11 protein-coding genes are annotated in these 12,315 nt (G+C 55.7%); 1 reads left to right on the top strand and 10 read right to left on the bottom strand.

The annotated features are described in order from the left end of the window. Positions 1–290 precede the first annotated feature (290 nt). The 3 genes from BJF95_RS05510 to BJF95_RS05505 are packed head-to-tail and all read right to left on the bottom strand — an operon-like array spanning position 291 to position 2,106. Entirely contained in the window at positions 291–1,718 is a 1,428-nt protein-coding gene (locus BJF95_RS05510; protein ID WP_075638465.1) for an FAD/NAD(P)-binding protein, read from the bottom strand. Further along, positions 1,715–1,852: a hypothetical protein gene (locus BJF95_RS24010; protein ID WP_175577203.1), complete on the bottom strand. Its 138-nt coding sequence runs from the start codon at positions 1,850–1,852 to the stop codon at positions 1,715–1,717. Before BJF95_RS24010 ends, BJF95_RS05510 begins: the two co-directional genes overlap by 4 nt. 32 nt (positions 1,853–1,884) lie before the next feature. Further along, complete coding sequence (locus tag BJF95_RS05505; protein ID WP_075638464.1) at positions 1,885–2,106, bottom strand: hypothetical protein; 222 nt, start codon at positions 2,104–2,106, stop codon at positions 1,885–1,887. Positions 2,107–2,543: 437 nt separating this feature from the next. Between BJF95_RS05505 and BJF95_RS05495 the strand changes: the two genes are divergently transcribed. Further along, on the top strand, positions 2,544–3,740 hold the full coding sequence (locus BJF95_RS05495) for an acyl-CoA dehydrogenase family protein (protein ID WP_139317419.1): 1,197 nt from the start codon (positions 2,544–2,546) through the stop codon (positions 3,738–3,740). Between the two features lie 57 nt (positions 3,741–3,797). Here BJF95_RS05495 and BJF95_RS05490 read toward each other — a convergent pair whose 3' ends face one another. From BJF95_RS05490 to BJF95_RS05460, 7 genes are all read right to left on the bottom strand, one after another. Beyond that, positions 3,798–4,256: an RrF2 family transcriptional regulator gene (locus tag BJF95_RS05490; protein ID WP_075638461.1), complete on the bottom strand. Its 459-nt coding sequence runs from the start codon at positions 4,254–4,256 to the stop codon at positions 3,798–3,800. 162 nt (positions 4,257–4,418) lie between these two features. Then, positions 4,419–6,092, bottom strand: coding sequence for a glycerol-3-phosphate dehydrogenase/oxidase (locus tag BJF95_RS05485; protein WP_075638460.1), 1,674 nt, complete (start codon positions 6,090–6,092; stop codon positions 4,419–4,421). Then, a complete protein-coding gene (locus BJF95_RS05480) occupies positions 6,089–7,621 on the bottom strand; it encodes an FGGY-family carbohydrate kinase (protein ID WP_075638459.1) in 1,533 nt (510 codons plus the stop codon). Before BJF95_RS05480 ends, BJF95_RS05485 begins: the two co-directional genes overlap by 4 nt. A gap of 55 nt (positions 7,622–7,676) precedes the next feature. Continuing rightward, positions 7,677–8,525: a DeoR/GlpR family DNA-binding transcription regulator gene (locus BJF95_RS05475; RefSeq protein WP_175577206.1), complete on the bottom strand. Its 849-nt coding sequence runs from the start codon at positions 8,523–8,525 to the stop codon at positions 7,677–7,679. Between the two features lie 130 nt (positions 8,526–8,655). Beyond that, positions 8,656–9,603, bottom strand: a complete 948-nt coding sequence (locus BJF95_RS05470) for a D-ribose ABC transporter substrate-binding protein (RefSeq protein WP_075638458.1) — start codon at positions 9,601–9,603, stop codon at positions 8,656–8,658. Between the two features lie 107 nt (positions 9,604–9,710). After that, a complete protein-coding gene (locus BJF95_RS05465; protein WP_075638493.1) occupies positions 9,711–10,751 on the bottom strand; it encodes an ABC transporter permease in 1,041 nt (346 codons plus the stop codon). Positions 10,752–10,753: 2 nt separating this feature from the next. Continuing rightward, a complete protein-coding gene (locus tag BJF95_RS05460) occupies positions 10,754–12,313 on the bottom strand; it encodes a sugar ABC transporter ATP-binding protein (RefSeq protein WP_075638457.1) in 1,560 nt (519 codons plus the stop codon). Positions 12,314–12,315 lie beyond the last annotated feature (2 nt).

Raw genomic sequence — 12,315 nt, 5'->3', positions numbered from 1 at the left:
GTCGGATCGACCTCTCCGCAGCGCCCTCCATTACTGGCATCGTTAAATGCCGAGGACGGGTTGCTGCATTGATATATGCATAATATCCATAGAATTTATAAGGAATAAAATTCCAAAAATTCGCCCCGATAGGAAGTTTATGCGCACATTGATCTTTGTGTGGCAAAGCCCCGCCAGATTTCCGCAAGACGCTTTAGAGTCTGTGAGGTTCAGATTGAACCGATCTCTAAACGTCTTTGTTTGAGTTTATCTGATCAGAAAAACCGGTGACCACTTTTCCCTGACAAACTCTAGCTTGCCTGTTTATGCCAATCCGGCGTGGTGCCCAGACCGATATAGTCCGCCACCTGATCGGCGACAAAAATGGCGTGCTCCGTCACCTGAGGCAATCCCATCAGCTCACCAAACGTGCCACGCGCAAGAGGCCCGGCAATGAACATTCCCGGCACTGCCATGCCGCGCTGATCGCGGGCAACCGCGTTCAAGTTACAGGCAATTCCAAGCCCCGTTTCGCAGGTGCTCAGCACGCCCGCATCGTGCAAGCCATCCAGAAACGGTTGCGATCTGAGAATTCCGCCATGGGCCGGACCGGTTGTGACAATAATGGCATCCACATGCAGAGGTGAAGGCTCGCGGTTTCCCTTATCCCGCAAGCGCACGTCAAAGCCCTGCCCCGCCAAAGCAGCCGTTTGAACAGACCCTGCGCGAATGGAGAGCTGTCCTGTCTTGATTGCCTCATCCAGCACATGCTCTACCTGTGGCGCGATGCGAAACCGATGAACATCCCAGAAAGGGCGCACAAACCGCGCCAGCCGCCTGCGCTCTGCAACGGGCAACGCCTGCCATATCTGTTGGCCTTGTGTGCGCAAAGCATCAAGCACGGCGTGCCAGCTCAAGCCCGCATTTTGCGCTTGTCGCAATGCTATGCGAACACGATGCAACAGGTCTGAGGCGCGAACACTCGGCGGTGAGAGGAAATCTCCGAAAGGCTCCTGATCGGACGCGGCATGCCCACGCGATCGAAGACCGCGTCTGGAGATCGCCAGAATGCCACCGCGATGCCCGTTTGCATTCAGGGTGGCAATCACATCCGCCGAGGTTAACCCATTGCCCACCAGCAGAATACGGTCGTTCGCCTCTATGGTGTCGAGGGCGTTGTCGCGCGTTGCATCGGCAATGAATTTCGGGTGATCCTTGACCTTGGCAAACGCGCTCGGAAGCATGGGCGCGGGATGACTGGTGGCAATAACAGCAACATCCGCCGACACCGTGCTGCCATCGACTCCACGCAGTAGCCAGCCATGGGTGGCTTTTTCTATGGCTGAGACGCTGGTTCTGCGATGCTCAATCACACCTGAATGAAGATAAGGTGTGATCTGTGCTGTGACATAATCACCAAACACGGAACGGCGCGGATAAGGAAGACCGCTTTTAGCAAAAACGTCACGATCCTGCTCGAAAACCCCTGCATCCGTTGCAAAACGAAGAAAGCTCTCGGGATCGTCCGGATAGACCGTCATTCTCCCGGCCGGGACATTAATGCGATGCGTTGGCTCGACGGTGCTGTAAGCCAATCCGGCCCCCAGCCGATCCCTTGGCTCAAACACAACAATCCGCACAGCCTTGCTGCCACCATACCGCTTTGCCAGATGGATAGCCAGAACCGCACCGGTAAAGCCCCCACCCACAATGGCGACAACAGGCTTGGACGACGTCATAGCGCCACAATCAACACGGTGATAAACAGCAGGGACAGCACAAGAGCCGCGTGGCCAAGGATGCCATCAACGCTCACAGCAAAACGGGATGTCGATAATCTGCGACGTGCATTCTGTGTCGATAGATATGCCATGGCTTGCTCCCCTCGTTAAAGAATCGGCCTCGTTAAAGAATGGGAAAGATGCACAGCGCCCGGAAGGACACTTCATCCGCATCTTCCGCCTCGCGCTCCCGCACGGAGGCACTGTCGGCAATCTTGCTCTTCGCTGCGGGGCTCTTCGCTTCGGGCACGCTCTTCGCTTCAGCAAAGGCACAATCGTTGGCAATCGTCTGACGCCACGAAAAACCAAACAGGTCGAAAGAAAATCCGTGAAAGCTCAAAGGCATAGCATGATCTCCTTAGGTAACATTGCGGGTGACATGGGCAACTTGACGAAAAAAACTCACTCTGTTGCGGCATTGACGGCCTTGAAAGGCAAAGGCGTAAACTCGTTTACCGTCCATAGCCCGACACTTCCATTGCCTTAGTGTCGCCGCAATGACGTCAGACGTCAACATAGTCTACAGAATTAGTATTCTATTATTTCGATCCTCACAGGAACACTTGTCCTCCGTTCGCAAGGGCGGCGAAAAATACTGCGCGGCAACCCTTGAGGAGGGGCATAATCCATGATGCCAAAGCCAGTTCAAACCCTGCGGTCGCCCAAGCTGGCCCACCAAATTTTGAAAAAATATATTCTCACGAAGAGCGTAAGCAGATATTTTTGCCCTTTGCGTCAGGCAAAATGCATGGCAGCATCCGCCATCGGATCTGGAGGTGGCTTATGCACAACGTATTCCGATTGTCTGATCAAAGGCAGCAATCCGTAGCGCACCTCTCGACTGAGGTCGAAGCTCTGGATGCTGCACGTGACATTGTGGACCGGATCAAGGCAAGTCTGAGTGATGCAGCTCAAGACAAGAAACCGCTGTTTAAGGCGCTTGCCTGGGTATCAAGGGCGGGGTTGTTGGGTATTTCGGTGCCATCGGACCATTGCGGCGCAGATATCGCCAATGCCATTCTGGCGGAGGTGGTGGCGCTGGTGGCAGAAAGCGCAGCCGAACTGGGCGCGTGTTTGAAAGGCCACTTTCAGGTCATTGAGGCTATTCGCCTGTTCGCATCCCACGGGCAGCACAGTGTTTACTTCGCTCATGCGCTGGCTGGCGAACAATTTGCGCTCGCGTCCTGCGTGGCATGTGATCGTCATGAACCGTCAACATGGCCCCATCTGGTGGCAGATCGCACGGGCTTTCGTTTGCCAGCATCAACTGTCTCGATCACGGGTGGCTTTTGTGACTGGATCGCCGTGCCTGCGATTGATCCCAAAGGGCAACACGTCCTTGCACTTCTGGCACGTGACACCGACGACCTGGCATTCAGACCTGCTCTCCCTCCCTCCCAAGCGAATCAACCGACAGAGGTTTGGCCAGCCGAAGTTTTGCCGTCCGAAATTTGGGTAGACGTCTCTGACATTCATGTCCCGGCCGATAACCTGATTACGTTAACGATCGGATCACATGGGCTATCCATGCTGGGTTCGCTCTCGCATCTTCTCAACGGTGCCATTGATTTGGGACATGCCAAAGCCGCATTTGCTGATCTTTGTGAGCACTATCGCAGAGCCACGGATGAAGACGTGTCGGCCCGCGCCATCATTGGCCGGCTGGCCGCGCAGATAGACGGAGCCTCTGCAATGATGGAAAGGGCTGGCCAGAAGCTCGACATTGCCCAGGTCAGTGCATCAGCCGACTCGGTTCTTCAAGCGTCCTTATCCGCCAATGCTGCGGTTGTTTTGGCAAATGACGCAGCTATTGCCGCAAAAACCACTCTCACGGATATCGTCAAAACCACCGTTGGTGATAACACCCCGACACAAGCCGAAGCATCCCCATTAAAACGCGAGATAAACCTGCTGAACAGCGTTGAACTCGGCAGCTTCCACATCGATGAAAAACAGCCGTCAGCATGGCCCTTCGGCTAACGTTGATGGATTAAACAGAGGGATTATCAAGGCAACAAAATCGAGATACGGCGGTCGTTACGCCGAGTGCGTCAGCACATCCAATGTGTTCGACGTCGAAGAGGTCTTGCTTACCAGCTCCTCCAAGGTCATCCCATCGAGAATGCTGGCGATGGCATCACGCACTTCTGTCATGGCAGATCGAATTTGACAGTCTTCCGGGTGATCGCAATCGTCACATGCTTCAAACGCGGTTTTGCTGGCGCAACGGATCGGTGCCAAAGGACCATCCAGAATACGAACCGCCTGTCCAACGAAAATCTCTGACGCAGGCTTTGAGAGCGCGTATCCGCCACCCGGCCCCTTCTTGGAGCGCAGAATGCCGCCATTCCTCAACTCCAGCAAAATAGTGTCGAGGAATTTTTTGGAAATATTGTTTTTGGATGCAATGTCTGCGACGAACGCAGTCTCACTCGGGGACAGTTGCGCCAGATACACCAGCGCCTTGAGCCCGTACTTCCCCTTTTTTGTCAACATATCCCGCTGCTTGCCATCTATATTCAATCAAGCCCTGTATATAGGCGCTATTGCTCCTTGAGGGCAAGCCTTCTCATATAAGCGTCTGTGCTAAATCTCTTATTTGAAACTTTTCCCATCACGCAATCGCAAAGCCATCCGTTTCGAAAGACCAACAATGGCCTATGGTCGAAGGTTCACCCCATGACGTTCGCGTAATTGCCGGGTCACGGCTTGTGTCTCTTCAGCCTGTCGGGCCGCATTCCATCCAAGGCTTGGGGCCGCAATGGCTGCGATTTCTTGCAAGGTTTGCACGCTTAAAGCATTTTCAATGGCCATGCTGGTGCGGCGAAACACGATGTCTGCGAGGCTGACAACCAGTTCGTGCTTCACAAGCCAGTCAATTTCCAAGGCGCTGTAGGACGGCACTGTGCTCAGGCGCTGGTCATCTCGATAGGTCGAGGAAGCCGCCAACATCGACTGCATGGTCGTGCCATAGCGCGTTAGCAACTCTGCGGCCCTCGCAGTGCTCAACCCATATTGCTTTGCCAGATCAGCCACCCATTGCGTGCGCGCTCCCTCATTGGCCGGAAAATCACGGCCACCGCCGATTGGCAGGTTTTGTGTGCTGCAAATCCGTTTGCGACCAAGTCTTGCAAGAACAGTATCCGTGACCTCTTCGGCGAAGCCGCGAAAGGTTGTCCATTTGCCGCCAACCAGAGAGATGATGGCAAAGGGCCGCTCACCGTTTGCCTCCAGCACGGGTGCAGAATGGTCGCGGCTGATCAGGCCGGGGTTTGTGGCATCCGAGGCCGGGAGCGGACGAATGCCACTATAGCTATAAACCACCTGCTCACGGTCAAAGGACAGGCCCGGTAGCAAGCTGCGCAAACTGTCGAGGAAATAATCCAGCTCAGGCTCCTCGCAGTGGACCGCATCGGGGTTGTCGCTGGGAATATCCGTGGAGCCCACCAAGGCAAAGCCGAGATAGTCATAGACCAGACATATGCGCCCGTCATCAGCCTCAAAATAGATCATGTGGCCTTTCAGGCTTTGCAGCAGTTGCGGGTGATCCAGCAGGATATGCGAACCTTTGGTGCCACCAATCATCTTGGTGGGGGTGCCAAGCGCTGCATTCACTCGATCAATCCACGGACCACTGGCATTGACCACAAGCGAAGGCTTGACTGAAAATGTCTGGCTGTCCTGCCTTTGAAACGTCAGCACACCGGCCTCGCTTGCCACCAGATCGGTATAGGTGACGGCTCTGGAGTGGGGATTGGCGTTCAGCCCATCGCGCACCAGTTCATAGACAAGCCTTTCAGGACGGCTGATCTTTGCATCATAATAAATGCCGCCCGCCACAATGCTGTTGGTCAACGGCGGAATGTGTTTACGCGACGCGGCTTTGGACAAAAAGCGGTGACGCGGCATGACCCGGTGGCGCGCACCATAAAAATCATAAAGCGCTAAGCCGATCTTGATCAGCAATGCACCCCGGCTGCGGGGTGCCGTTGTCGATCCGGCAAGGGTGCGCAAGGCAGCGTAGATGCCACGCGTCCATGAGAAAGCCGGAATGAAGGTTGGCAGCGGTGTGACGCAATGGGGCGCATTTTTCAAAAGCAGATTGCGCTCCAGTGTCGATTGCGCCACCAGCGAAAACTCGCCCGTTTCCAGATATTTCAGCCCGCCGTGAATGAGCCGTGAGGGGGCGGCACTGGTGCCCGCGCCAAAATCGGTTTTTTCCACCAACAAGCACGTGATGCCCTGCTCGCATAGATCCCGAAACAGCCCGGCACCATTGATGCCAGCACCAAGAATAACAACATCAAAAAGGCTCTCATTACGGTCGTTCATAGGGCTACCTGCTGCGTGTCATTCAAGACTGCCATGCGCGACCACAGGGGTGCCATGGCAGTGGCCAAATCCTGAAACAGTTCAAACCGTTGCTGATAAAAACGCACCCTGCCCGCATCTGGCACATAATGCTGCTCCAACTGATCCAGCGGGCGTGGGTCATGCCTGGGTGTTTCATAGACACCGACACCGGAGCCTGCGCACAAAGCCGCACCCCAGGCAGCGGCCTCAGCCGTTGTGGTCACGGTCACCGGCTTGTTCAGCACATCGCAAAACAGCTGCGCGACTGATGGGTTGCGCGACACGCCGCCGGTGAGGCGCACGCTGTCAAAGGCAAAGCCAGCGGCCAGATCATCCACGTGCAGACGATGGTTGAAAGCAATGCCTTCCAGCACGGCGCGCAACAAATCGCCTCGATCATGCCAACCGTTTAGCCCGAAAAAGCTGGCACTGGCCTGCGCGCCATAAGGCGAGCCAAACAGATAGGGATGGAACATCACGGTGGAAGGCCTTGCAAAGGCCGCATCAATTTCACCAGCCAGCAGGGTGTGAATGGATTGGCCACTGGCTTCGGCAGCCTGCGCCTCGGCATCACACAGCCGATCAACAAACCAGTCATAATTGGTGGTGGAGGCAGGCGAAATCGCCATATTGTTCCATTCACCGGCTGCAATGCCGTTGCGGCAAAACCAGTTGCGGCTGACATTGGGCTGAGAAGACATTGTCTCATTGATAGAATAGGTTCCGGCAATAACGGACGCAACTCCGGCACCATAGCCGCCAATGCCCAGCGCTGACGCCGTCACATCATGCAGCCCCGCCACCACGGGTGTGCCAGCCATCAGGCCGGTTTCCTCGGCTGCTTTCAAACTCACGCCAGCCACCACGCAATCGGAGCGGGAGATGGGTGGAAGCCACGACCAGACCTCTTCAAGGCCAAACAGCGAGAGCGCATCGCGGCTGTAGGTCTGGCTGCGCACATCGGTAAAAGAGGTGCTGGCCTCGGTATAATCGGTTCCCACCTCACCAGTGAGGCAAAAGCGCAGCCAATCCTTGCAGCTCAGCACATGACGAATGCTGGCAAAGCGCTCAGGCTCGTGGCGTTTAATCCATGCCAGCAAAGCGGAAGGCGCGGATGCATGGGGCAATTGGCCGGTCAGCGCCAACATTGCATTCGAGTCCGGGCCATCGATCCATTGTTGCGCCAAAGTGCCAGCCCGGCTATCGAGCGATAAAATACCAGCGCCCAAGGGATGGTGGTGCTGATCAAGAAGGTAGATGCCATCACCATGAGCTGTTGCGCCCACCGCTTGAATGTCAGACGCTGGCCGTCCCGATAAAGCAATCACCTCTTTGATGGCCTCTGCGGTTCCCATCCAGAACGATTGCATATCACGCTCAACATGATGCGGCTTGGGCATCACTTGGGCAATGCGACGGCGCGCAACGGCAATCTGCTTGCCATCCACGTCAAATAGAACGGCTTTGGTTACCGTCAGGCCACTATCAATTCCAAGCAGGCTTGGCATGCCGTCTCCTCTTTCCAACAGGTCGCGGCTTGCGCAGGTCTGCGCGGCGCGCCTGTTACGTCTTGTGTCTTGCGCCCTGTGCCACCAGCACATTGACGCCTTTGTCACGCATGCGGTCCTGGTCGATGTTGGGCATGCCATCATCGACAATCACCACGTCAAATTCTTTCAATGCTGCAAAACTATGCAGGGCACGGCGTTCAAACTTGGTGTGGTCGGCCAGAAGAATGCGCTTGGCAGCGCACTCAAACATCGCCCGTTTGGTTTCCACCATTTCCGGTGATTGGTGAAAGGCGATGTCATCAATGATGGCCGACATAGACATGAAGGCAATATCAGCGCGAAGCTGGCGGATTTCATGGGTTGTCACCCGCCCCATAAAGGCATTGCACCAATTGTAATAATGCCCGCCCAGACTGAGCAATGTCAGGTCACGCACATCCTTCAAAGCGTTGATCAATGTCAGCGAATTGGTAATCGCCGTCAAAGGCACCTTGCCGGGAAGCTGCTGCACCATATGCTGCACGGTGGTGGAATCATCGAGGAAAATAGCCTGTCCCGGCTCCACGAAGGTGAGAGCCAGATCAGCAATCTGCTGCTTTTCATCGGCCTGACGGGTGGCGCGATAGACATCGCTAGCCTCGATCAAACTGGTGGGCGAGGCCGAGACAATGCCGCGGGTTTTGCGAAACAGGCCCCGGCTGACCAACTCATCCACATCGCGATGGGCTGTCATGAGGCTGATGCCAAAACGCTCAGTGAGATCTTCAATCCTCAGCGATCCTTCCGCCAAAATGGCCTCGGCAATCAACTGACGGCGCACCAGCTGGCGCGCATGGCGGCTGTCGCTGGGCAGTTCCGTGGAAAGAAGAGTGTCTAAATTGGCTTTTTTGCTCACGATCACGTCCGATGTTGATGGCACTCACACGTTGGTATCATCCATTGCAACACGCAGATCAACCAGCCAGCACACCGCTTGCGGCGAAAAACAAACAAGGCGTGGCAGAGCCACGCCCCGATTTTGCATGGGTGGCTTATTTTGACAGCACAAACGGTGCTGTGTATTTCGCCACATTGTCCTTGGTGATCAGCAAGCAATCAAACAGCTGCTTTTCAGAGCTGGCCCCGGTTTTGCCGGTCTTGATGAAGCTGTCGGCCTGTTTCACGGCCTCCTCAGAAAACACCGCGACAGGTTGCAACACGGTATATTGCAGCTCACCGGCCTTGATGGCAGCCACAGCATCCGGTGATCCGTCAAAACCACCAACCTTGACCTTGGACAGCTTGCCCGCTTCCTTCAAAGCGGCAATCGCACCCAGCGCCATTTCATCATTGCCGCTGATGACGCCGATGATGTCTGGGTGGGCCTGCAACATCGACTGCATCTTGTCATGACCTTGCGTGCGGTCCCAATTGGCCACTTCCTTGGCAACTTTGACCAGATCAGGATATTGGCTCAGAACCGTTTCATAGCCATTGGAGCGGGTTGCGGCATTGTTATCGGAAGGGGCACCGAACAATTCGGCGTAATTGCCCTTGTCGCCAACATCTGCCACCCATTGGGTCGCGCCAAGGGCCGCCCCTTGCGCATTGTTGGACACCAATTGCGCCTTGGCCAAACCTTCCTGATTGATCTCGGCATTGACCAAAAACACCGGAATGCCAGCCGCAACGGCCTTTTTCACAGCACCGATGGAGCCATCGGCATTGGCCGGATCCAGAATGATGGCCTTGGATTTGTTGGTGATGGCCGTGTCAATCAACTTGCTTTCGGTGTTGGTGTCACCTTTGTGGGCGCTGACGGTCGCGGTATAGCCCAGCTTTTCAGCCGCCGCTTTTGCCACCTGACCCTCGGTGTACCAATAGGGGTTGGACGGATCATTGACGATAATCGTCATCAACCCATCGGCCCAGGATACGCTGGCCAGAAGCGGCAAGGCTGCCACGGCCGCAAACATAATTTTCATGCTTTTCTTGAACATTCACTCTCTCCCTTTGATCCAGTTCACGTATTTTGCCGAGGATCCGGCACTCCTCCCGACGCGGACTGTGAGCGACCCCACCCCGATACGGAAAATTTTCGTATTTGTTAGCGGCGTCCGTAACGAATGCTGTTGAGCAACACGGCCATGACAATCACCGCGCCGGTAAACACGGTTTGCCAGTAGGACGACACGCCGATGATGACCAAGCCATCCGACAGAAAACCAATCACGAAGGCCCCAAGCATGGTGCCCAGCACCGTGCCACGCCCGCCGGTCAGCGCCGCTCCGCCAATCACCACAGCCGCAATGGCGGTGAGTTCATAAGAGGTGCCGGCTGTTGGCCCGGCCGAAGTCAGCTGCGATGACAGCACCAGGCCTGCAATGGCGGCGCACACACCGGACAGCACATAGGCAATGATCTTCACCCGCTTGACCGGCACGCCCGACAGTTCGGCTGCATTTTCATTGCCACCCGATGCATAAAGCCAGCGGCCAAAGGCGGTGCGCATCAGCAAGATTGCGCAGAGAATGGCAACGCAGGCCAACACCAGCACGCCGATTGGTACGCCAAACAGGCGATTAAACCCCAGCCAGTCAAAGCCCATATTGCCGTGCTCTGGCGTGCCACCCAGATTGTTAAACGTCAGACCATTGGTCATCAGCAGGGCTGCACCGCGCGCCACATACAGCACACCTAGAGTTGCCACGAAGGCAGGCACGCGCAAAAAGGCAATCAACACGCCGTTTATGGCGCCAACAAAGGCACCCAGCGCGCAGGTCATCACCACCACCGCCCAGACCGGGGGGTAGAGAATGACACCATAGTCTTTCAGCACCACGCCCTGCATCAAATAGCCTGCCACCACGCCTGAGAGGCCAAGTGTGGAGCCAACGGAGAGATCAATGCCGCCATTGAGGATCACCAGCAGCATTCCCAAAGCCAGCAGGCCGAAAATGGCAACATGCGAGGCCATGATGAGGAAATTGTTCAAGGTGAAGTAATAGGGTGACAGCGATGAAAACACGGCAATAATCGCAATCAGCGCAAAGAACGCCCGTCCTTCGAACAAAAGCTGGATGATATTGATCTGCCGCTTTGGCGGATGGGTCAGGCTCTTTTTGTCTATCGTGCTTGTTACCGACATCATCAATGCTCCATGCGTTCTGGCGAATGCGCAACAACAGCCTGACCAGAGGCGGCCATGATCTGCTCTTTGCTTGCATCAGGTCCAAATTCTGCCGAGATGCGACCACGGTGCATCACGATGATGCGGTGGGCGATGCTCAGGCACTCTCCCACCTCGGAGGTGGAGTAAATCACGGCCAAGCCCTCGCGTGCGCCCTCGGCCAACAGCTTGAACACTTCCGCTTTTGCGCCGATATCGATGCCGCGGCTGGGTTCATCCAGCAAAATCACCCTCGGATTGGTGGCCAGCATTTTGCCAATCACCACCTTTTGCTGATTGCCGCCCGACAGCGCGCCAATGGCAGAATTGCCACCGCTGGTCTTGATGTGCACGCGCTGAATGGAGCGATTGACAATCGCCTGCTCTTTTTGACGGGAGGTGAAGAAACCTCGGGCGAAATTGCTGATGCTGGCCAGGGACAGATTGCTGCCGACCGTCATGGTTTGCACCAGTCCGTCGCGCTGCCGGTCTTCCGGCACCAGAACAAGGCCCGCAGCAATGCAATCGGCAATGCGAAAATGCGATATATCCTGACCTTGCAGCAGGATACGGCCGCTTGCGGCGGGCATCCGCCCGGCAACACATTCCAAAAGCTCGGTGCGGCCAGCGCCCATCAAGCCATAGATGCAGACAATTTCACCAGCGCGCACATTGAGCGACAGGTCATCGACCACGGCATAGCCTTGGCCGGGGCCGCCTTGCACCGTGACATTTTCAATCGACAGTGCAACATCGCCCATGGTGTGGCCCGTGGGTGGCGAGCCGAGATCGAAATTCTCGCCAACCATGTTGCGAACAATCCACTCCAGATCAATGTCTTTACGCTCGGCATAGGCGGTCATGGTCCCGTCGCGCAAAACCACGGCGTGGTCGGTAATCTGTAAGGCCTCTTCCAGATGGTGCGAGATGTAAACAATGGAAACGCCACGGCTTTTGAGATCCGAAATCAGCTTGAACAGCACCTCGACTTCGGAGGCGCTGAGCGCCGATGTTGGCTCATCCATGATCAGAATGCGGGAATTGACCGACAAGGCACGGGCAATTTCAACAATCTGCTGCTGGCCAAGGCGCAATTCCTCCACCGGCGTCAACGGATCAATGTCTTCTTCCAGCTCTTGCAGCAGCGCGCGCGCCTGGCGTTCTTCCTCGGCGTAATTCACGCCTGTGGCGCTGAGGATTTCGCGCCCCATGAAGATATTGTCACGTACATTCATGTTGGGAGCAAGACTGAGCTCTTGATGAATGATCGAGATGCCAAGATCACGCGCATGGGAGGATGAGGCCAAGGTCACAGATTGCCCATCCAGCACAATCTCGCCCGAGGTTGGCCGCACAACACCGGAGAGGATTTTCATCAGGGTCGATTTTCCGGCCCCGTTTTCGCCAAACAGGGCGGTGACCTGACCGCGATAGACGTTGAAATTCACACCTTTGAGCGCATGAATATTGCCATAGGATTTCGCCACATTGCGTGCGGCCAAAACAACCTGCGCAGAAGATGCGGATGCGAGATCAGCCATGA

Origin of the sequence: Rhizobium oryziradicis (assembly GCF_001939045.1) — a bacterium.
Taxonomy (GTDB): domain Bacteria; phylum Pseudomonadota; class Alphaproteobacteria; order Rhizobiales; family Rhizobiaceae; genus Allorhizobium; species Allorhizobium oryziradicis.
The sequence above is the reverse complement of the archived record's forward strand: the minus strand, read 5'-3'. Positions and strand labels throughout refer to the sequence as shown.